The 21,528-nt window shown below is 34.1% G+C and carries 13 protein-coding genes, 6 tRNA genes and 2 other annotated features; of the genes, 6 read left to right on the top strand and 13 right to left on the bottom strand.

Annotated features, from left to right (window positions below):
• Positions 1 to 294 precede the first annotated feature (294 nt).
• The 8 genes from DES36_RS07430 to DES36_RS07395 all read right to left on the bottom strand — a co-directional run bounded on the left by DES36_RS07430 (position 295) and on the right by DES36_RS07395 (position 3,233).
• Positions 295 to 1,140: a Cof-type HAD-IIB family hydrolase gene (locus tag DES36_RS07430; RefSeq protein ID WP_113920594.1), complete on the bottom strand. Its 846-nt coding sequence runs from the start codon at positions 1,138 to 1,140 to the stop codon at positions 295 to 297.
• A 204-nt stretch (positions 1,141 to 1,344) separates the two neighbouring features.
• Positions 1,345 to 1,433, bottom strand: a tRNA-Leu gene (locus DES36_RS07425).
• 6 nt (positions 1,434 to 1,439) lie between these two features.
• Positions 1,440 to 1,513, bottom strand: a tRNA-Cys gene (locus tag DES36_RS07420).
• Between the two features lie 7 nt (positions 1,514 to 1,520).
• Positions 1,521 to 1,595 (bottom strand) — tRNA-Gly (locus DES36_RS07415).
• Between the two features lie 91 nt (positions 1,596 to 1,686).
• Positions 1,687 to 1,762, bottom strand: a tRNA-Phe gene (locus DES36_RS07410).
• A gap of 93 nt (positions 1,763 to 1,855) precedes the next feature.
• Positions 1,856 to 1,932: transfer RNA gene (locus DES36_RS07405), tRNA-Asp, on the bottom strand.
• A 72-nt stretch (positions 1,933 to 2,004) separates the two neighbouring features.
• Positions 2,005 to 2,080 (bottom strand) — tRNA-Val (locus DES36_RS07400).
• A gap of 169 nt (positions 2,081 to 2,249) precedes the next feature.
• Complete coding sequence (locus DES36_RS07395) at positions 2,250 to 3,233, bottom strand: biotin--[acetyl-CoA-carboxylase] ligase (RefSeq protein ID WP_113920593.1); 984 nt, start codon at positions 3,231 to 3,233, stop codon at positions 2,250 to 2,252.
• 214 nt (positions 3,234 to 3,447) lie between these two features.
• Positions 3,448 to 3,688: a binding site (T-box leader), on the top strand.
• 68 nt (positions 3,689 to 3,756) lie between these two features.
• Positions 3,757 to 3,996 (top strand) — a binding site (T-box leader).
• Positions 3,997 to 4,275: 279 nt separating this feature from the next.
• On the opposite strand from DES36_RS07395, the gene DES36_RS07390 reads away from it, so the two are divergent.
• Positions 4,276 to 5,724 (top strand): tryptophanase, encoded by a 1,449-nt coding sequence (locus DES36_RS07390; protein WP_113920592.1) that lies wholly within the window; start codon positions 4,276 to 4,278, stop codon positions 5,722 to 5,724.
• Between the two features lie 235 nt (positions 5,725 to 5,959).
• Here DES36_RS07390 and DES36_RS07385 read toward each other — a convergent pair whose 3' ends face one another.
• On the bottom strand, positions 5,960 to 7,993 hold the full coding sequence (locus DES36_RS07385) for a sensor histidine kinase (RefSeq protein ID WP_113920591.1): 2,034 nt from the start codon (positions 7,991 to 7,993) through the stop codon (positions 5,960 to 5,962).
• Positions 7,994 to 8,051: 58 nt separating this feature from the next.
• On the opposite strand from DES36_RS07385, the gene DES36_RS07380 reads away from it, so the two are divergent.
• Positions 8,052 to 8,753: a response regulator transcription factor gene (locus DES36_RS07380; RefSeq protein WP_113920590.1), complete on the top strand. Its 702-nt coding sequence runs from the start codon at positions 8,052 to 8,054 to the stop codon at positions 8,751 to 8,753.
• A 366-nt stretch (positions 8,754 to 9,119) separates the two neighbouring features.
• Here the strand turns inward: DES36_RS07380 and DES36_RS07375 are convergent, their stop codons facing one another.
• The gene (locus DES36_RS07375; RefSeq protein ID WP_113920589.1) at positions 9,120 to 11,036 is read right to left on the bottom strand and encodes a YgiQ family radical SAM protein; all 1,917 of its coding nucleotides are present in this window, start codon (positions 11,034 to 11,036) and stop codon (positions 9,120 to 9,122) included.
• Between the two features lie 305 nt (positions 11,037 to 11,341).
• Here DES36_RS07375 and DES36_RS07370 point away from each other — a divergent pair, with 305 nt between their 5' ends.
• Both DES36_RS07370 and DES36_RS07365 read left to right on the top strand, forming a co-directional pair.
• The gene (locus DES36_RS07370) at positions 11,342 to 11,770 is read left to right on the top strand and encodes a ferritin-like domain-containing protein (RefSeq protein WP_113920588.1); all 429 of its coding nucleotides are present in this window, start codon (positions 11,342 to 11,344) and stop codon (positions 11,768 to 11,770) included.
• A 206-nt stretch (positions 11,771 to 11,976) separates the two neighbouring features.
• Positions 11,977 to 13,731 carry a DUF4153 domain-containing protein gene (locus tag DES36_RS07365; protein ID WP_113920587.1) on the top strand — a complete coding sequence of 585 codons (1,755 nt, stop codon included), beginning with the start codon at positions 11,977 to 11,979 and terminating at the stop codon, positions 13,729 to 13,731.
• A gap of 204 nt (positions 13,732 to 13,935) precedes the next feature.
• Here DES36_RS07365 and DES36_RS07360 read toward each other — a convergent pair whose 3' ends face one another.
• Positions 13,936 to 15,363 carry a DEAD/DEAH box helicase gene (locus tag DES36_RS07360; protein WP_113920586.1) on the bottom strand — a complete coding sequence of 476 codons (1,428 nt, stop codon included), beginning with the start codon at positions 15,361 to 15,363 and terminating at the stop codon, positions 13,936 to 13,938.
• Between the two features lie 179 nt (positions 15,364 to 15,542).
• Here DES36_RS07360 and DES36_RS07355 point away from each other — a divergent pair, with 179 nt between their 5' ends.
• Positions 15,543 to 18,626 (top strand): FtsX-like permease family protein, encoded by a 3,084-nt coding sequence (locus DES36_RS07355; RefSeq protein ID WP_113920585.1) that lies wholly within the window; start codon positions 15,543 to 15,545, stop codon positions 18,624 to 18,626.
• 207 nt (positions 18,627 to 18,833) lie between these two features.
• Here the strand turns inward: DES36_RS07355 and DES36_RS07350 are convergent, their stop codons facing one another.
• Positions 18,834 to 19,472: a cobalamin B12-binding domain-containing protein gene (locus DES36_RS07350; RefSeq protein ID WP_113920584.1), complete on the bottom strand. Its 639-nt coding sequence runs from the start codon at positions 19,470 to 19,472 to the stop codon at positions 18,834 to 18,836.
• 318 nt (positions 19,473 to 19,790) lie between these two features.
• Between DES36_RS07350 and DES36_RS07345 the strand changes: the two genes are divergently transcribed.
• Positions 19,791 to 20,375, top strand: coding sequence for a TetR/AcrR family transcriptional regulator (locus DES36_RS07345; RefSeq protein ID WP_113920583.1), 585 nt, complete (start codon positions 19,791 to 19,793; stop codon positions 20,373 to 20,375).
• 322 nt (positions 20,376 to 20,697) lie between these two features.
• On the opposite strand, the gene DES36_RS07340 is transcribed toward DES36_RS07345, so the two are convergent.
• Positions 20,698 to 21,405, bottom strand: coding sequence for a L,D-transpeptidase family protein (locus DES36_RS07340; RefSeq protein ID WP_170128223.1), 708 nt, complete (start codon positions 21,403 to 21,405; stop codon positions 20,698 to 20,700).
• Positions 21,406 to 21,528: the final 123 nt, after the last annotated feature.

The following is a 21,528-nucleotide window of genomic DNA, read 5'->3' as shown; positions in this document are numbered from 1 at the left end:
TGCTAAGGAATGGTAATCCTTAGCATTGTTTTAACATTATATCACATCGTTTTTGACTTGTATATAGGATTTCACGAACATTTATGACGCACTATAAAATGTATATGACATACTTTATAGTCACATTTCTCCTTATTCTTTACGTTAATAATAGTTAACATTCTATATTCTTGTTCAAATCCCCACATTTATACTAGCACAATCAAGGATAATAAAAATACATGTTATACTTTAATGTTTTCTTTCAATAAATAGTACATTGTATACAATGTTTTTTCATATTTTCTTCCTATATCATAAAAAACAGTGTTTTAATTTAAATAAATCCATAAGTGTAAAAGCTACCCCATCCTTGTCATGATAATCTGCTATTATTGTTGCCAATTCTTTGAGCTCTAAACAAGCATTTTTCATAGCAACACTTATTCCAGCACATTCAAACGCGGATATATCATTATTTCCATCTCCAAATACAATGACATCTTCCATTGACATCTTCAACAATTGTGTTAAAGCCCTTAAACCATTGCCTTTGGAAGCAAGGGGATGATTAATATCAGTATACCCACTTCTAAAGTCTACAATATTTACATGGTTTAACTGATTTAATTCTTGAAGCACTTTCATATATACTGTCTTATTATCTCCCATACAATGAAAAAATATTTGAACAATTTCTTCATTAAAATTTTTTATTTCATTAAAGTTTTTTATTATCTTATAGTTAAAAACGCTCTGCGGATAATCATTCTTGTAGTTATTGATATAAGAGGTTTCAAAGGGGGTGATGTTATTTGAATAATAGGTCTCAATGCTGTCCCATTGAATTTTTAAATCTATTTGATTTTTGTAAAGTATTGATAGGATTTCGTGACTGATTTTATTATCTAGAGGTATTTTATCTATTAATTCATTCTTACTATTATCGTATATCACTGCTCCATTAGATGCTAATATGTAATCTGCATCTATTAACTTTGCATAGTAATTACACGCATTATAGCTTCTGCCAGTATTTATGATAATAATATGCCCCATATCTTTAAGAGCTTTAATGACATCTTGTGTTTTTGCCGTAATCTGATGCTCACCATTAAGCAAAGTTCCATCTAAATCGAAGGAAAGAATTTTTTTGTTCATAGGATTCCTCCTTTTTATTTTTACGATGTGGTCAGGTGGTCAGGAAAACCGTCTCGCCTTTAGGCGAGTTTGGTTTTCCTTTCAGCTTTCTGCTTTCAGCATTCAGCTTTTGAGGTGTTCCCGACCAACCGTCCAACCATTCCGCTTAAACATATACAAAAAAACCAAAGCCTGAAAGCTTTGGTGATTATCTACATTATGTGTTGGTGCCGAAGACCGGAATCGAACCGGTACGGTCTTTAAGGACCGCAGGATTTTAAGTCCTGTGCGTCTGCCAGTTCCGCCACTTCGGCTAGTTATGGAGGCGGCACCCAGATTTGAACTGGGGATAAGGGTGTTGCAGACCCGCGCCTTACCACTTGGCTATGCCGCCATAATTTTGGAGCGAAAGACGGGATTCGAACCCGCGACCCTCGCCTTGGCAAGGCGATACTCTACCACTGAGCCACTTTCGCATATGATTTTATTTACTTAAATTTGCATTTTGTATTTAATTCGATTGCATGTAATTTTAATTATTCATTTTTCACTGTTCATTGTTATAGCTGGTGCCCAGAGGCGGAATCGAACCACCGACACGGGGATTTTCAGTCCCCTGCTCTACCGACTGAGCTATCTGGGCTTAATTAATTAATAATCAATAATTATATCTGCTTTTCGGCTCTTTATAATTCTCAATTCTAAATTGTAAATTGTAAATTCCCAATTATTTAAATGGCGACCTGGAACGGGCTCGAACCGTCGACCTCCAGCGTGACAGGCTGGCATTCTAACCAACTGAACTACCAGGCCGCATATTTTTTGTTCTAAGCTCTATGTATTTTATCACCTTTAGCGACTATATACTTTTACTTACAACTTTATTGGTGGTCGCAATAGGGCTCGAACCTATGACCCCCTGCTTGTAAGGCAGGTGCTCTCCCAGCTGAGCTATGCGACCATATTATTTGTCTTTTTTGAGGACATGTATTAGTATAACTTAGGACTAAAACAAAGTCAATGCCTTTTTAAAAAATTATTTAAATCTTTTTTATTCTATTCTAATCGTACTTTTTAGTTCCTTGAAAGCCCAATTCTTGAGCTCTCATCATAAAAAGAATCAAATCTCATTAAAAACTTGTGGACAAAGTCACTTCTCCAGATAGAAGATCTCGAATTTCTCCATTTTCTAATTCCACCTTTAACGCTCCGTTTTTTTCAATATCTAATACTCTTGCACGAATAGAATCATTATTATATATTCTAACCTCTACATTTCGCCCTATTAAATAAGATTTCTTTCGATATTCATCAATTATACTTTCATAATTCTCATCATTCAGAAAATCATCGTAATACTCATCAAAAATACTTAGTATCTTTTGCACAATCTCTTTTCGATTTTGTATTTTTCCAGTTTCAATCTTTAAAGAGCTTGCTTTTGTTGCTAAAGATTCATCAAAATCCTCTATATCTAAGTTAATATTAATACCTATTCCAATAACTACATAATTAATCTTATCTACTTCTCCACTAATCTCCGTCAAAATGCCACAGATCTTCTTTTGGTTTATTAATATATCATTAGGCCATTTTATTTCTACCTTTTTTTGAATATGGTCTTCTAAGGCAGAGCATACGGCAAGAGCAGTAATAATCGTAAGTCGGGTAATTTTTTCAAAGGATATTTGAGGCTTTAATAAAATTGATAAATAAGCCCCTTTTCTCATAGGAGAAACCCACTCCCTTGAGAACCTTCCTCTCCCTTTATTCTGGCTTTCTGCGATGATGATATCCCCATCTTCGAAAGGCTTTTGCGCTACTATTTTTCCGTAATCATTAGTAGAATCAATTTCCTCAAAATAGTATATGTTTTTTCCTATCCTCTTCGTCCTTAATCCTTCTTGTATTTCATAAGAGTATAAATTATCAGGGCTTTCTACTAGTCTATATCCCAATTTTGTTTTTGACTGAATAATATAGCCTTCCTCTTGAAGCTGCTTAATTACTTTCCATACGGCGGTCCTAGATACACCAAATACAGTGCTCAAATATTCTCCAGATAAATATTCTGTTTTATTTTCTTTTAAAAGTTTAAGGATTTTTTCCTTCATGCAAATCTCCAATCTATTACAAGTTGATATTGCACCTGCGGCGCATTAGTTCTAAGTTTTGCGTTGTAATTTCTATGTAAGACCTTCTCACCATAAAAGAATAAATCCCGTGAAGGATTTTATCAATATTATAGTAAAAATACAAATAAAAAATATTTTTTCATAAAATGATTGACATTTTTGAACTTATAAAATAATATATATTAAAATCATAATAAATGCAATGACTGAGAACAAGTAAGAATTTTAACTCCTAACAGAAAGATGCCGGTTGATGCAAGGCATTCAGGTGTGACTTTCCCAATACATCTCAAGAGCAACTCTCTGAAAGAGCAATATGTAGGAGACGTCCGATAAGCATCGGTTATATGCTTAAGTATGTAAGTACTTGCTGAGGTTTCTATTGTGAGATAGAAACGAACATTGGTGGTAACGCGGTTAATCCCGTCCTTTGAATAAAATTTAAAGGGCGGGTTTTTTTACGTAGTGGAATAGATTTCCCAAACGAACCAAACTAAATAAAACAAAAGTAATGATTGAGAACAAGTAAGCATTTTAAACTCCTAACAGAAAGGTGCCGGTTGATGCAAGGCACTAAGGGATGATTGCTGAATACATCTCATGAACTGCCCTCTGAACCATACTCTAGTAGGAGGAGCCCGGTGAGCATCCGTTATATGCTTAAGTATGAAAATACTTACTGAGGTTTCTATTGCGAGATAGAAACAAACTTAGGTGGTACCACGGAATCCCCGTCCTTTGAATATAATTCGAAAGGCGGGGATTTTTTTCGCGAGCTAACGAGCAAAGCAAAAGTGCAGCTTTCGCGGTAGTAGACATATAACGCAGCAGACAAACGGCTTGCCGATTTGGATACAGAGTTATATAGATACGTAAATGAAAGCGTAGTTTCATTTTGCGAGTAGGACGACTTCGGAAACGGCAAGTCGATTCCGAAGGGCCACAATGACAACCTATAATACGTAACAACTCATTAAATTCAGAAAATTCTAAATTTTCAATTAGTTAAGGAGGATATATTATGTCAAATATTAAATTTTTTAGTGGAGAACAAATTCCGTTGGAGATGCACAAAGTGCGCATCGTACAAAAATTAAACTTACAACCTGTCGAAAAGAGGCTAAAAGCAATCACTGAAGCTGGCAATAATACTTTTCTTTTAAAGAACCGGGATGTTTTTATGGATATGCTAACGGATAGTGGTGTAAATGCTATGAGCGATCGACAATTAGGTGCTATGATGGTTGCAGATGATAGCTATGCTGGAAGTGAAACATTTTTTCGATTAAAAGAAAAGATTACAGATATCTTTGGCTTTGAGCACTTCTTACCAGCTCATCAGGGGAGGGCTTGCGAAAATATCATTGCTCAGACTTTAGTAAAGCCTGGAAACATCATACCTATGAACTATCATTTTACTACTACAAGGGCTCATTTTGTTTTAAATGGGGGAACTGTAGAAGAGCTCATTATCGACGAGGGATTAGAAGTGATTTCCAATCATCCCTTTAAAGGAAATATATGTGCTGACAAGCTCAGACATTGCATTGACAAACACGGCGCAGAAAATATTCCCTTCGTACGTATGGAAGCAGGTACCAATTTAATTGGTGGTCAGCCTTTTTCGTTAGAAAACTTAGAAGAAGTTCAAGAGCTTTGCAAAGAAAACAAAATACTATTAGTTTTAGATGCCAGCTTATTAGCAGATAATCTTCACTTTATAAAGGTAAGAGAAGAACAATGTAGAGAGTTGTCTATTAGAGAAATCACAAAACGTATCTCCGATCTCTGTGACATTATTTATTTTTCAGGCAGAAAGCTAGGTTGTGCTAGGGGTGGTGGAATCTGTATAAGAGATGAGAAGATTTTTGCTCAAATGAAGGAATTCGTAACTTTATATGAAGGATTTTTAACTTATGGTGGAATGTCTGTAAGAGAAATAGAAGCTATGACCATTGGCTTAGAGGAAACAATGGATGAGGAAGTCATTAATCAAGGACCTGAATTTATTGCATTTATGGCAGAAGAATTACAAAGAGGTGGTGTTCCCGTCATTACCCCTCCAGGTGGTCTTGGATGCCATATTAATGCTATGAAATTCGTCAGCCATATTCCTCAAGAACAATACCCAGCGGGAGCATTAGCAGCAGCAATCTATATTGCTGGTGGCATAAGAGGAATGGAACGTGGAACATTATCTGAGGAAAGAAATTCGGATGGCAGTGAACACCCTGCAGATATGGAACTAGTCCGCTTAGCCTTGCCTCGCAGAGTATTCACTTTATCCCAAGTGAAATACGCTGCTGATAGGATTATTTGGCTATACAAAAACAGACATTTAATAGAAGGCTTGACTTTTGTCGAGGAACCTAGAATACTACGCTTTTTTACTGGTAAATTAAAACCTGTATCAAACTGGCAAGAAAAACTAGTCTCAGCATTCCGAGATGATTTTGGCGATAGCCTATAAAAAACGCATTCGGTACTGATTATTAGCACTAGGGTATTTCTTTTGGGTCGAGATTCTCCTGCACTCAAGGATGACTTTTTCAGGCTGGAGCTTGGGCTAAAAAATCGGACTACTGTATTAAATCAAAAGATTAGATGTGGGGAGGACACAGTTTCCCTACATCTAATCTCGCCTTTAAGCGAGTAATGGTTTTGCTGACCACCTTATCACCTGACCACCTGACCACCTGACCACCTTACTGCCTTACCGGCAACCGTATAAACACACTTGTCCCCTCTCCAAATACAGACTCAATCCATATACTTCCCTTATGTTTTTCTACAATCTCTTTGGCAATGAACAAACCTAGACCTGTAGAATCTTCACTGTATTCCATTTTCTTAGATTTATAGTATCTATTAAAAACAATAGGGAGTTCTTCTTCTTTAATCCCTATCCCATTGTCTCTAACTTCAAAAATAATATCCTTTTTACTGTATTCAACAATAAGAACCTTCACCTTACCATCACTTGGTGTATACTTTATGCTATTAATTACTACATTTTGTATGACCTGTTGTAATCTATTTTGATCACCTTCAATTATAAACTCTTCTAATTCTAGAGACATTTCCAATTGAATATCTTTTTTATTTGCCTCTAGATTCATATCTATTACGACCTGTTTTATTAGTTGAATAAGATTTAATTTGTCAAATTTAAATTTGATTTTGTTTGTCTCTAATCTTGAAATCAGAAACAAATCTCCTATTAGCCTATTTAAATACTGAGTTTTAATCTGTACTCTTTTTAAATAGCGATCTACATCTTCTTTTTCTGTAACTATTCCATTTACAATGGCATCAATATAACCTTGTACGATAAAAAGGGGGCTTCGAAGATCGTGTGATATATTTAATACAAAATTCTGCTTATCTTTTTCGATCTTCATATTTTCTTCATAAGACTGTTTTAATTGACTGGTCTTATCTTCTACGATTTTTCCTAAGTTTTGATTCATAAATTCCAATTGGTAGGCGAAGCGATCTGCATCATCATATTTTTGAGCGAATTTTTGAGCTACAATAAGTGCACAGAGCACCATAAATATATGACCATGCTGAGATGTACTAATCCATACATTCACTATACCCACTGGCATAAAGCCTTGATTATGCAATAAGTCGAAAATATAACTAATTGTAAAGCTTAATCCTCCAATAAGCATGATTATGCTTGTCTTTTTAATTAAATATGCTCTAAGTATTGTAATGAAATTGACGAAAACCAGGACACGCCCCATCCAAATATGCAAAAAATTTGCTACAGTAATCCATCTTTCAAAGGGATATATGGTTGTTATAGTAGCGATGATTAACATACTAACTAAAAAACATTTATGCTTTTTATTCATTGGAACTTCAAAGTGAAGTAGATGATATATAATATTAATCATAACTAAGTTAAAAATGAGAAAAAAACGAATTAATTCCCTCCAGTATTGTGATTTTAATGCAATAGACTTATAAATAAGCAAGAGATTAGAGTCTAAAAGGGTTGTAATGATACTCCCAAAACTCAATAAACCTAAAAATAATAAGTATTTCTCACTGGTCTTTTGTTTATATAAGGAAAAACTATATATCATAATGATAAAGTAAATACCGATTGCAAAACTATTCACGATTAAATTGGTGTATTCAAGGCCTGTAATCACAGCACATGGACCGATAAAAATTCGCCAAGGGAATTCTCGGTAATTAATACGATTTTTTGCCTGCATGACAATATCTAATTCATAACCTTCCTCACTTGCAATATAATCCTCTTCATCTAATCGTACTACGTGCATTCTATGAATCTCTTGTATTCCTCCAGGAAATCTATAATTTACGAGCTCTTTCCCATTTACCCAAAGTCGAAAGGCTTGCATGTCCGATAATAAAAGAGATAATACTCTTCTCTCGTCTGTCATTATCCTTAAACGATATGTCCTTTCATTCTTTGACCGATCTAGGCTACCTCTTACTTTAGTTAAATAATTTGATTGTTCAATATTCTCTTCTAATTGACTTGGGCTGAGCAATAGCCCATCGTATACTTCCCATTCTCCACTAAGAGAGTACTTTACATGGCCGTCCCAACTGAGGTCCCTAGCATCGAGTACTCCTTCTTTTGCGTAAAGGCGAAATGCATCTGTATTATAATTTCCTATGTAAACTAATAATTGTACAGACAAAAACACACAGATTATTGCACCTATTAATCGTTTTTTAGAAATTTTTATCATGTCTTTTATCCTTCTATTCCCTTTTTAATTATTGTATAATAAATATGGAGGTAATGCTATGATGAATATATTATTAGTTGACGATGACTTCGACATCTGTGAAATTATTAAGATCAATCTTTCTTCTCATTACTATAACTTACACATTGCCAATGATGGTAAGGAGGCTTTATCTCACTTACATAATCACCATATTGATTTAGTACTATTAGATATTATGTTACCAGATTTAGATGGAGTAGATTTTTGCGGTGAAATACGGAAGATAAGCAATTGCCCTATTATATTTATAAGCTGTATTGATGATGACAATATAGTCGTCAAGGCTCTAGAAATGGGTGGAGATGATTATTTAGTTAAGCCGTTTAATACCAACGTCCTTATTGCAAGAATTGAGGCTAATTTACGTCGCGTTGAAATCAATATCAATAAAACAGATGATTCTACACTAAAAAAGACTTTTGGAAATTGCATTATAGATTCAAGCGACCACACTGTAATTAAAAATGGAGAACAAATATATTTGTCTCCCTTAGAGTTTAAAATTTTAAACTTTATGATTGATAATCCAAATCAGATTTTATCTCTCAATCAAATATATGATAATATTTGGACCACCCCTAGTTATGGTGATGTACGGACAGTAAAGGTACATGTAAGCAATATTCGAAAAAAGATTGAAGATGATCCTGCAGATCCGCAGTATATTACGACCATTAGGAGAATAGGTTACTATTTTGTTCTAGAAAACAAAACATAGTCGTGATTATTTGTCGATAAATATTCAATAAGATACCATTAGTATTACTTAAATATTTAATAATCACAACTATGATTATGACATTTTTATATAACAATATTTTCTATATTTTTATTATATCTTATTTTTATAAAAAATTGTTTAAAGATATGGTTAAAAATATATCATTGGTTGATTCGTTGGACTGTTAAGATTGGACGGGATATGCGCTTGGTGCATTTCTAGTTTAGAATTTTAAACAGAAGGAAGAAGGCAGCAAGCGAACTTCCTATTGGAGGTGTCTTATTTCTGACTTCTTATATCTTGCTTGTAAGTTTGTAGGGGATAACGGCTTGCCATCCCCGTATCATAAATGCGAATAGTCATCTAAAGTCTTGTGCGTTTTTTATGTTTTCTGTGGGATTTGGTATGCTTTTTTGTTCTACTTCCATTAGTTTCTCTGTTATTGGTTTCTTTTTTATGTTGTTTACCATAAGCATCTTCATGAGAGCCTTTTCGGGGGCGAATGAGGCAGTGCTTATCATATCCTATGAGATCTCTTCTCCCTGCCTTCGTGAGAGCTTCATATACTAAGTCATAATTTTTCGGTTTTCGATACTGTATTAAAGCTCTCTGCATTGCCTTATCATGAGGGTTTTTAGGAACGTATACTTTTTCCATCGTTCTAGGATCTAATTCAGTATAAAACATACAAGTGGACAAAGTCCCTGGAGTAGGATAAAAGTCCTGTACCTGCTCAGGCATATGATTTAAATCTCTCAAATACTCTGCTAATTCTATAGCAGCATTTAAATCTGAGCCAGGATGGCTAGACATTAAGTAAGGAACTAAAAACTGTTTCATACCTAGCTTTTCATTAATCTTTTCATACTTATTTCTAAACTTTTCATATACTTCTCTTTTTGGTTTACCCATCTTTTCTAAAACTTTAGGAGAGATATGTTCTGGTGCAACTTTTAATTGCCCACTAATGTGGTGTTCACATAGCTCCCAAAAAAATTCATCATTAGGATCTGACATTAAGTAATCATATCGAATGCCAGAGCGGACAAATACTTTTTTTACCTCAGGCAATTCTCTTAACTCTTTTAAAAGACTTAGATAATCTTTATGATCCACTTTTAGCTGTTTACATGGCTCAGGATCTAAGCATTGTTTGTTCATACAAACACCATGCTTTTCTTGCTTAGCACAGGCTCTATCTCTGAAGTTCGCAGTCGGACCACCCACATCGTGAATATAGCCTTTAAAATCGGACTCGCTTATGATTTTTTTTGCCTCTTCTATTATAGACTCATGACTTCTAGATTGAACTACTCGACCTTGATGGTAAGTAAGAGCACAGAAATTACAACCTCCAAAGCAACCTCGATTGCTAATCAAACTAAATTTCACTTCCTTAATGGCTGGAATTCCTCCGTCTTTTTCATATATAGGGTGGTAGGTTCGCATAAAAGGCAAATCGTAAACAGAATCTAAGACTTCTCTAGTCATTGGCTCAGGTGGTGGGTTTTGTACAACAAAATAATCTCGATAAGATTCAACAAGGGGTTTCCCTACTACAGAATCCATATTATTAGACTGAATTAGAAAGCTTTTAGCATATGTCTCTTTTGAGGCTAATATTTCATCGTAATGGGGTAAAAAGATAGGCTTATAAGGTCTTTTTTTATCTTTTGTCTTATACACAGTTCCCTCTATAAAAGTAATTTCGGAAACAGGTAATCCGCTTTCTAAAGCCTCCGCAATTTTAATAATTTGCTCTTCTCCCATTCCATAGACGATCAAATCTGCTTTTGCATCTAAGAGTATGGATCTTCTAATCTTATTAGACCAATAATCATAATGAGCAAATCGCCTAAGACTCGCTTCAATCCCCCCTAAAATAATTGGCACATCGCTATATGCTTCCTTGATTTTTGAAGAATAAATAATCGTAGCGCGATCTGGGCGATACCCTCCTTTTCCACCAGGAGAATACATATCGTCTCTTCTCATTCTCTTGGAAACGGTGTACTGGTTTACCATTGAATCCATATTTCCACCAGTTACCAAAAATCCAAGCCTTGGTCTGCCAAATCGCTTAAAATCTTTGATGGATTTCCAGTCTGGTTGTGCAATAATGGCAACTCGATATCCTCTACTTTCTAATACCCTTCCAATAACTGCGGCTCCGAAGGAAGGATGATCTACATAAGCGTCACCTGAGACCAATACAAAGTCTACCTCATTCCATCCCCGTTCAAGTAAATCGTCTTTATCTATAGGTAAAAAATCAATCATTTTTTCATTCCTCTTTCTCATGATCCATCAATTTTAATACTAAGGGTTAGTATAACAAATCAATAAGTAAAATACTAGAATCATTTTAGTCCTTAGTCACTTGTCTTAAGTCACTAGCACTAGGGTATTTTTTTAAAGTCAAAATTCTTCTCTATGCTTAAAGTAACTAGGATAGGAGCTCCAGTTAAATGTAGAGCTATTCTTTTAAAGAGTAAGAGGTTCCTAAGCTTTGCCACGAGATTAATTAGTAACTTCCTTATTTAAATGGCATAAAATATACTAACAATAAAATTGGGGGAATTCCTTTGAATATAGATAGATTAATAGATTGTGATAAAGAGTATGAATCGTATATTATTTCGAACTTAAAGAATTATATTACAGATGAACTTATAGATAGCCATTACTATGAAGAGCTATCCCATCTAGCACCATCCAATGTAGCAAAAGACCTCTTGTTGTCCTTTAGTGAAGATGAGAAAAACCATGCAGAATTATTTGGACAAATATATTATTATTTAAGAGCATCTCATTATACTCCAGAAATAAGCTATATAAAAATTAATGATTATAAAGAGTCCATTATTCAGAAGATGAATGACGAGATTAAAGATTACGAAGAATACAGCAAACAATACTTAAATGCTCCCACTATAGAATGGCAGAATATTTTTTTTGTGGTTAGAGATACAGAAGCCCAACACGCCATGAGACTCCCTTCTCTACTAGAATAAATCAAGAAGCAGCTATCAGCCGCCATTTGGTGGCTTTTTTCATAAGCTTTTACATAGAACTTACAACTACATTGTCTAATTTCTATAAAACAGGGTATATATAATATACTCGTATATATTAATAGTAATAGAATTTTACTTTCATTATTTATAGAATAGAAAGGAAGTGAAATAGGGTTCTCTTTTCAGAGATTCTCTAAATTGTTATGAAAAAAAACCGATTAAAAAGCACCATCCTTAACTTAAAAAAGAGCATAGAACGATTTCCAATTACTGTTTTTTTATCTACTATTCTAGCAGTGCTCTTAATTGTATTTCATGAGCGATCATATACTTTGGCTCAAGCGCAAATTGATAATTTTGTGAGGCTTAATATGCTCGTTGGTTTGAGTATTTTACTTTCTTTGTGTATTGGTTTATTAACAGAGAGAGGATTTTTAAATACTCTTTTTAAAAAAGTTCTTTCCTATATAATTGGTGCTATAATACTTCTATTATATTATTTTCTATTACTTCCTAATTTTAATTTTGTCCCAATGGCTCGATACATAGGATTTGTATTTCTTTTAATCATATCTACCTTTTATATTCCTTGGATTAAGAGAAAAGAGAATTTTGAATACTATGTTATCAAAGTTTTTTCCAGCTTGCTCGTTACATTTGTTTACTCAGGAGTTTTATGTTTTGGTTTATTTGCCATACTATTTACTACAGACCAGCTTTTTGATTTAAGCATTAACGGTAAGTACTATTATTATATATTTTTATTTGTATCCCTTATTTTTGCAGTAGCCCTATTTTTATCAAAAATACCAGGGAGCAAAGATGAGCTTGAGAGTTATACTTATTCTAGATCCTTAAAAGTCTTATTGCTTTATATCATCATCCCATTAATTAGCGTATACACCTTAATACTATATGTATACTTTGCTAAAATCCTCATGACAAGTCAGTGGCCAAAGGGTTTAGTATCCCATTTAGTTCTATGGTACTCATCTATTAGTGTCGGAGTGATCTTTTTAATATCCCCTATTTTAAAGGATAATCCTGTAGGAAGAATATTTAAAAATGTCTTTCCTAAAATAATCATCCCTATTTTGGCAATGATGTTCGTATCGATTGGTATTCGCATTAATCAGTACGGTATTACAGAAAATAGATACTATGTAGTACTGCTAGGTCTTTGGGTTTTAGGCATTATGCTTTATTATTCAATCGTAAAAAAGACAAAAAATATCATCGTGCCCATTACTTTATCCCTTGCAATACTCATAGCCATTTTAGGCCCATTAAGCAGTTTTTCTTTTACTATAAGTAGTCAAAATAGTCGCTTTGATGAGGTTTTGTTAGAGAACAATATGTTAGTCGATGGCGCCATTGTAGCGAATACATCTATTCCTTCTGAAAGCAAAAAAGAAATCACCAATATTATCAACTATTTTGAAATGTACCACCAATTTGAAGATTTAAAGTCCCTTCCTGAAAATTTTACTGTATCAAATATGGAATCGGTTTTTGGTTTTCCTTACAATCCTTATGATTATTTTGACAACGAATACTTCTATTATAATTTAGATATGAATGGAGGCTTCACTTTAGATATTACAAATTATGATTATTACATTAATATTAGCACATGGAATGAACAAATTATATCTACTAAAGATCTAGACATAAAATACTATAGAAATAACAACGAATTAACCATTAAAAAAGGAGAGGAAATTTTATTATCTCAAAATATTCTAGATTATGTATTAGATATTTATAAAAACAGTGATATTAAAGCTATAGAAAAAGGTATTACATCCTCTGTTGAAGATATGTCTATTGAAATCGAAAACGAAAAAGTAAAAGCAAAACTCATTTTCACTAGCATTAACGGTCAAGTGAAAGAGGATGTGGAAGAAGGAATACTACTTGAAAGTGCAGATATGATACTACTACTGAAAATAAAGTAAATTTTGTGGTTGGCCGGTTGGTTCGTTGGACGGTGGACGGAAAAACCTCAATAACTGAATGCTGAAAGCTGAAACTTGGGTCACCAAAGGTGACCGTAAGACGGAATGGTGGAACACCGTTCCGTGCTTTTGCTGACCACCTGACCACCTGACCACCTGACCACCTGACCACCTGACTACCTGACTACCTGACTACCTGACCACCTAGTTAACAATTTTCATCGTAAACTTCTTTCCCTTAATAGTAGAATTTTGTAGTCCTTTAAATGCCATCATGCCCTTGCCTTCAAAAATTTCTACATAGGTACAGGTGTCTTGTACATCTATTATTCCAATTTGATCTGCTTCAATACCTTCGATATGTGTCAATGCGCCCATAATATCACCAGGTCGTATTTTTTTCTTTTTGCCTGCATTGATTCTTATTCTCGTTATTTCTTTATTAATTTTTGCAGCTTTGTTCGTCTTTCGGATTACTGCTCTTTTAGGTTTAGAGTAAACGCTTTCTTCAAATGCTTCTTGCAAACTCTCTAGACTAAATTTTTCTATTTTATATCCTAGATAATCTTCTATTTCTTCAAATCTTCTGCTTTCTTTTTCACTTACCAAGCTAATAGCTACACCTTTATTATCTTTACGACCTGTTCGTCCAATTCTATGAACGTGGTTTTCTCTCTCGTAGGGAACTTCGTAATTAATGACATGAGTAATATCTTCTACATCAATACCCCTGGCGGCAACATCTGTAGCTACTAAAAATTGAACTTCTCCTTTTTTAAAGGCGTTTATGGTCTGAAATCTCTCCCTTTGAGTCATTCCACCATGTAAGATAGCGCAAGAATATTTGTTTTTCTTTAAGATGTTTCCTATTTCCTCTGCCTTCTCTCTCGTATTGCAAAAGAGAATAGAGCTTCCAGTCTTTTCCGTATCGATAATTTTCATAAGAACAGATATTTTATCTTCATTATGGACTTTGTAGTAGTATTGTTGAATCTTTTCATGAGTAGTGTAGCTGGATGTAATCTCAATATTTTTGCTGTCTTTCATGTAAACATTGCATATTTCTTCAATTCTCTCTGGCATAGTCGCGGAAAATAATAAAGTGACTCTATTTGGGGGCAAAGTTTTGATAATTCCCTCTACTTGATCAATAAATCCCATATTTAACATTTCATCTGCTTCATCGATAATCAAGTATTTAATAGATGAAATATCTAAAGTACCTCTTTCTATATGATCCATTGTTCTACCAGGCGTCCCTACGACTATATGGACCCTTTGGCGCAACTCCCTCTTTTGCAAATCAATGGGATGCCTTCCATAGAGTGCAGTTGCCCTGACTTTTTTGAATCGACCGATGTTTTGAACATCTTCTTTAATTTGCAAAGCTAACTCTCTTGTTGGTGCTAAAATCAAAGCTTGAGGTTTTTTCTCTTCGATTTGCACTTTTTCACATAAAGGAATAGCAAAGGCTGCCGTTTTACCGCTTCCCGTTTGGGATTTTACGATCAAATCCCTCCCCTGCATCACTAGCGGAATCACTTGTTCTTGCACTTCCATAGGACTATCGTAATCTAATTTATCTAAAGCTTTAAGAACTTCATCGCTTATAGTAAAATCTGAAAATTTCATTTTATCACCTAATTTTTGACTTACCTTTCTTTGGCATTGTTTTCTAAACAGTAGTTTATTATACATGAAAAAAAGAGTGAAAACTACTCTTTTCAGAAATCCTCTAATAATTGACGAAATAAGAAAAGACTCTTATAATTTAATAATATGTAATTCACTTTAAAGTAAAAGAGGTCTATATGAAAAATACTATAGTAAAAGATACCCTACGTGAGATCAAAAAAAGTTTTAGCCGTTTTATATCCATATTAGCCATTATCGCTATAGGAGTTGGTTTCTTTGCTGGAATTAAAGCTAGTGGCAAAGATATGAAATTAACCGCTGATACTTATTACGACGAAAAACAATTAATGGACATTCGAATCCTTTCTACTATGGGATTTGACGAAAAAGATATAGACGCAATAGAAAAAACTGCTCATGACATAGATGTATATCCATCTCATTTTCTAGATGTATACGCTGAAAAAGGTTACGTGCAAGATACTGTAAGAGTACATACATTATCAAAGTCAACAAAAATCAATAGTGTACAAATCGTCCAAGGACGTATGCCTGAAAAATCTGGAGAGTGTGTTGTAGAATCTGCATTTCTTCGAGAAAACTTATACAATATAGGCGACACGATTAAACTTACAAATGAAGATAAAGATCTTTCTGATAATTTAGTAAAAGATGAGTATACCATCGTAGGAACCATATATAGCCCACAGTATATTTCCTATGAAAGAGGTCATTCGTCAATAGGAAATGGTTCAATAGACTATTATCTTATGATCCCAGAAGAAGATGTTTTGTTAGACGTATATACTGAGGTTTACTTATTCAGCGAATCAGCACAAAATCAATCTAGCTACTCATCTGCTTATGAAGACAAGGTTGACCAATTAGTAAAATCTTTAGAGAAAACCGCTGGTGTTCGAGAAGAAGGAAGATATAACGAAATTCTCTCTGAAGCCCAATCCAAATTAGACGATGCAAAAGGTGAACTACAAGATGGAAGAAAAGAATTAGAGGACGGTATTAAAAAAGCCAATAAGAAATTTGGGGATGCTCAGAAAAAAATTGACGATGGTCTAGAAACCTTAAAAAATCAAGAAAATTCTTTTTGGTCCCAAATTAATAGCGCCCAAAAGGAAATTGATGCAGGTCTTGAGGAGCTTTCTTTAGGACAAAAAGCCTATGAAGAAGGTTTGATTCAGTATAATCAAAGCGTAAAAGAAATAGAAGCAAACATAAAGTCCTTAAATGAAAATAAGGATAATTTGCCCCTTGAAGAATACGAAGCAGCCTTAGGACAGTATCAAGGAGCCTTAGCACTATTACAAGCTAAGGGCGAGGAACTCTCTCTTTCAAAAGAGCAGATAGATGCTGGCAAAGGTAGCCTTAATCAAGGACAAAAAGAACTTGATGCACAAAAAACAAAAGGAATCTCTGAGATTAATAAAGGGAAGGCAGAGCTCGCAAAGGCTCAAGAAACATTAAAGAATGAAAAAAATAAGTTTACAAAAGAAATTGACAAAGCAAACAAAGAATTAGAGGATGGCCAAAAGGAAATTGATGATGCACAAAAGGAGATCTCAGATATCGAAAAGCCAATCTGGTATGTCAATACTAGAGCCGACAACCCGGGTTATACAGAATTTGGTCAAAATGCAGATCGAATTGATGCTATAGCTAAAGTATTTCCTGTCTTCTTTTTGCTCGTTGCAGCTTTAGTAAGCTTAACAACTATGACTAGAATGGTTGAAGAACAACGTATGCAAATAGGGACATTAAAGGCATTAGGTTATAGCAAGGGTTCTATTGTCTCTAAATATTTTTTCTATGCAAATTTAGCTAGTCTTGTAGGAAGTATATTGGGTCTTACAGTAGGATTTCGCCTTTTTCCATGGGTAATCTTTACAGCTTATGGAATTATGTACGATTTACCTTCTGTTATTACACCCTTCCATATGGACTTCGCTCTGTATTCTATTCTAGCTGCTCTTATATGTACTAGCTTGTCTGTCTACTTAGCCTGCTATAAGGAATTGCTTTCGCCACCTTCAGCTCTTATGCGCCCTAAGGCTCCAAAAACTGGAAAGAGAGTACTCCTAGAACAAATACCCATCCTATGGAATCGAATGAGTTTTACTACTAAGGTTACCGTAAGAAATTTATTTCGTTACAAAAAGAGAATGCTTATGACCGTTATTGGCATTGCTGGAAGTACATCTTTAATTTTGATTGGTTTCGGTGTTAAAGATTCCATATCAGATATTTCTAAAATGCAATTTGGAGAGATTTCTCATTACGAAATGATGACGGTACTAAAAGACGATGCAGACATGAATGAAATCCGCAAGGTTTTTCAATCTGAGAAGAACATTACAAATTATTTGCCAGTTTATACGAATAGTACAAAAGCTTCAAGCCAAGGAACAGATTATCCAGTCACCATATTTGTGCCAAGTGATGAAAATAAGATAAGTGAATTTATCCATTTAAGGACACATGAAAACCATAAACCAATCAAACTAGATCAAGATGGTGTAGTTATTACAAAAAAGCTTTCTCTTTTGTTAGACCTTGATATTGGTGATGAAATTCTAGTAGAAGACTCTGATAATAAACCTCTACATTTTGAAATAACTGGTATTGCAGAAAATTATATTTCTCATTATGTCTATATGACCCGTGACTATTACGAGCAGAGCTTTGATATAAATATTACCAACAATGTCATTCTCTCAAATCTAAAAGACGATTCAGAAAACTATAGAAATCATTTTTCTGAAAAGCTCATGAAATTTGATGATATAGTAGGGGTTCATTTTACCCTAGATAATGTAGAAATATTTGATGATATGATCGTAAGCTTAAACATTGTCGTGCTGGTCTTGATCCTATCAGCTAGCTTACTAGCTTTTGTCGTGCTGTACAATCTGACAAATATTAATGTCAATGAACGAATACGAGAAATTGCCACCCTAAAAGTTCTTGGTTTTTACGACAATGAAGTGTCTGCTTATATTTACAGAGAAAATATTGCACTTACTTTGATAGGTATCCTTGTAGGAAGTGGGCTAGGAACTCTTCTTCATGAATTCGTCATGCAAACGGCAGAAACGAATGATTTGATGTTTGGAAGAAACATTACAGTACAAAGTTACATCCTTTCAGCAATCTTGACTTTACTGTTCTCAATCATTATAAATATTGCAGTACACTTTAAGCTAAAGAAAGTACACATGGTAGAATCTTTAAAATCTGTTGAATAATAATTTAGACTCTAGTCATTAGCATCCGTGTATTCCTTTAGGGTCACTTCCCTAGCAAAGATAATTAATAAATACTACATGATGCAGGAAGTAATTTTTCCGCTTTCTGCAAAGAAAAAAGAGGAGATAAAAATTTTTATCTCCTCTTTTTTCCGCTCAAATTTTGTTGTATATAAGGTTATTTTGATAACTATAGTAATAGGTTATTTATGAAATCCATTTTTGAGATATTTTAATACCTTCTGCTGCATTTGTAGTAAATGCGTCAGATCCGATATGATCGCAAGCTTCTTTTGTTACTGGGTTTCCACCGATGATAATCTTAACATCATCTCTAACACCAGCTTCTTTTAATGCATCCACTGTATCTTTCATAGATTCAAGAGCTAGTGTAAGTACGCCGCTCATACCAACGATATTTGGTTTTACTTCTTTGACTTTTTCTACAAAAGCTTCCACTGGTTGATCAATACCTAAATCGTATACTTCAAATCCTGCTGCTTCAGCCATGCTCTTAAAGATGTTTTTACCGATATCATGTAAGTCACCATGTACTGTTCCTAGTACGATACTTCCAGCTTTAGAAGTAATTCCGTTTCCGATTACTGGTTTTAAGGCATTGATTGCTTCAGTTAATAATTCTCCAGCAAATATCAAGTCTCCTACAAAATATTCGCCTTGTTCGAATAAATCCCCAACGATTGCCATACCATCTTGGCAAGCTGCAACAGCTGCTTGTCCTTCATCTTCACTTGGATTAGTAGCAACAAATTCTTTAATCGTATCTAATACCACTTCTTCATCCAGATCTCCTACAGCTTGTGTCAACGATTTCAAATCAATCATCATATACCCTCCTTGATAACATACTCAAGTATGTTCAAGTATATATTAACATACCCAAGTACGTATGTCAATATATTATTATATATTATAACATTTTTATAATTATATTCATACAAAATTTCACTAATACATTAAAATCCTTCTAAAATCTGTTATAATATCTATATCAGCAAATAATCTTTGTAAAATTACATTACTTTTCATCCTAATATAAGAAAGTAGAAAGGTTTCTATGAAAAGTGTAAACAATCCCAGACTTAATTATTAATTTCATTTCGTATTTCTTAATAAAACAAATATATTTTTAGGGTTGATATTATGGCTAATAAAGGAAAGAGTACAAAAAAAGAATTGCAAGATAAAGCATTTGAATTGTTTGAAAACAGAGGTTACGACAATGTAACTATAGATGAAATATGTACAGAGCTAGGTTTAACAAAAGGCGCCTTTTATTATTATTTTAAATCAAAGTCTGATTTATTATTAAAAAGCTATCGCAATACAGAAGGTGACTTGATGACTTTTTATAATAATTGTATACATTTACCAGCTGACGAACAACTAAGGGCCATATTTGATTGGTATTTAAATCATTTTAGATTAGAGGATTTTCAAAATGCGACTATTATGCTGCCTATACAATCAGATTATTCGGGCAAAGGTCATTTCATTCCTCACACGACTCAAAAAATCATCCTAGAAAATATCCTAAATAAAGGAAAACAAAAGGGCTGTTTTACCCCTACAATTAACTCAAGCGAAATAGGCAATTTTATCTATACTTATTTAATAGGCTTGGCTTGCCTTTGGAGTTACTATCAAAAGAATATAGATGTTGAAATGGAATTAAATAATTTCTACTACAATATCCTACTGCCAATGCTTAAAGCGCCTGATTTCTAGTCGCTAGTCCCTAGCATCAAGGTATTCCTCTAAGGTCAAAGATCCTTCGCTACGCTCAGGATGACGAGCCAGCGGCTCGAATCAAAAAAACTTGTGCTACTATACTCAAAAAGCAAGGAACGAACACAGTTCGCCCTTGCCTATTCTCGTCTAAAGTCGAGTTTGATTACTTTTGACATTCTCCTCCCACCCTACCAAGTTCCGCTTTCCGCATTCCACTTTCCACTTTTTTCCCGTCCAACAAACCAGCCATTAACTTCCAGCCTTTAAGGTTTTGCTGATCACCCGACTACCTTACCACCTTACCACCTTACCACCTATTTTAATACACAAAGACTGTACTTCCCTCTGGGCTATTTTCATAGAACCATTTACTGTCATTTACGCTCATTCGGATGCAACCGGCTGATGATTTTTTTCCTAGAGTATCATTGGTAATCTTTCTATCTTTATCCATGGCTACAGAATGAAAAAGATAAGAGCCACAGTAGCGAACCCAATACATTGCGCCGCTATTAAAATAATTAGAGTAGAACCACTCTCCCCTATCTTTGATTTTATATATTCCTGTTTTTGTAGGAGATTTATTCTCTCCAGTAGAGCATATAATTGTTCTTTCTAATAGCCACGATTCTGTGTCTTCGTTTTTCTTTAATACATAAGTTAATTGACGATCAATATCTACCCAAATAAGAGTATCTGTTTTGCTATCTAGTTTTTTCCATCTGATATAGCCTTCTATTTCTTCTTTAGTAAGTTGGTTTCTATTTGTCGGCTCATTTTCTGGGATATATAGTACTTCTCTTGGTACCCAACCTACTTTCCCATTCTTTTTTTTGATTTGATACCAAAGATATCCTCGGTCTTGCTGTATTGTCACAATTTCTCCTGAAGAGACAGTATCTACAGTCTGAGAGTTGTCCACATTTTCCGCCCTCATAATAGCGCCTTCTCGTAAAACAGCCTTTACTCTCGAGGGATGAACTAAGTTATTAAAAGGATTTACCGCTTTTTTGTTATCTACAGACATATCTCTACCCCTTTTCAAATACATTTTCCCTATTAATATATGAAATAGTAATGCTAAAAATGATAAAGAATTATTTGTTTGACACTTATAATAAAATATGATACTATAAACAAGTACTTAAAT

It is taken from the genome of Alkalibaculum bacchi (assembly GCF_003317055.1).
GTDB lineage: Bacteria > Bacillota > Clostridia > Eubacteriales > Alkalibacteraceae > Alkalibaculum > Alkalibaculum bacchi.
Note: the sequence above shows the minus strand (reverse complement) of the source record. Positions and strands in the feature narration are given on the sequence as shown.

What these genes read in the sequence shown, in the direction of transcription:
- DES36_RS07430 (WP_113920594.1), bottom strand. Translation starts at nt 1,140, where the DNA reads ATGAACAAAAAAATTCTTTCCTTCGATTTAGATGGAACTTTGCTTAAT.
- DES36_RS07395 (WP_113920593.1), bottom strand. Translation starts at nt 3,233, where the DNA reads ATGAAGGAAAAAATCCTTAAACTTTTAAAAGAAAATAAAACAGAATAT.
- DES36_RS07390 (WP_113920592.1), top strand. Translation starts at nt 4,276, where the DNA reads ATGTCAAATATTAAATTTTTTAGTGGAGAACAAATTCCGTTGGAGATG.
- DES36_RS07385 (WP_113920591.1), bottom strand. Translation starts at nt 7,993, where the DNA reads ATGATAAAAATTTCTAAAAAACGATTAATAGGTGCAATAATCTGTGTG.
- DES36_RS07380 (WP_113920590.1), top strand. Translation starts at nt 8,052, where the DNA reads ATGATGAATATATTATTAGTTGACGATGACTTCGACATCTGTGAAATT.
- DES36_RS07375 (WP_113920589.1), bottom strand. Translation starts at nt 11,036, where the DNA reads ATGATTGATTTTTTACCTATAGATAAAGACGATTTACTTGAACGGGGA.
- DES36_RS07365 (WP_113920587.1), top strand. Translation starts at nt 11,977, where the DNA reads ATGAAAAAAAACCGATTAAAAAGCACCATCCTTAACTTAAAAAAGAGC.
- DES36_RS07360 (WP_113920586.1), bottom strand. Translation starts at nt 15,363, where the DNA reads ATGAAATTTTCAGATTTTACTATAAGCGATGAAGTTCTTAAAGCTTTA.
- DES36_RS07355 (WP_113920585.1), top strand. Translation starts at nt 15,543, where the DNA reads ATGAAAAATACTATAGTAAAAGATACCCTACGTGAGATCAAAAAAAGT.
- DES36_RS07350 (WP_113920584.1), bottom strand. Translation starts at nt 19,472, where the DNA reads ATGATTGATTTGAAATCGTTGACACAAGCTGTAGGAGATCTGGATGAA.
- DES36_RS07345 (WP_113920583.1), top strand. Translation starts at nt 19,791, where the DNA reads ATGGCTAATAAAGGAAAGAGTACAAAAAAAGAATTGCAAGATAAAGCA.
- DES36_RS07340 (WP_170128223.1), bottom strand. Translation starts at nt 21,405, where the DNA reads ATGTCTGTAGATAACAAAAAAGCGGTAAATCCTTTTAATAACTTAGTT.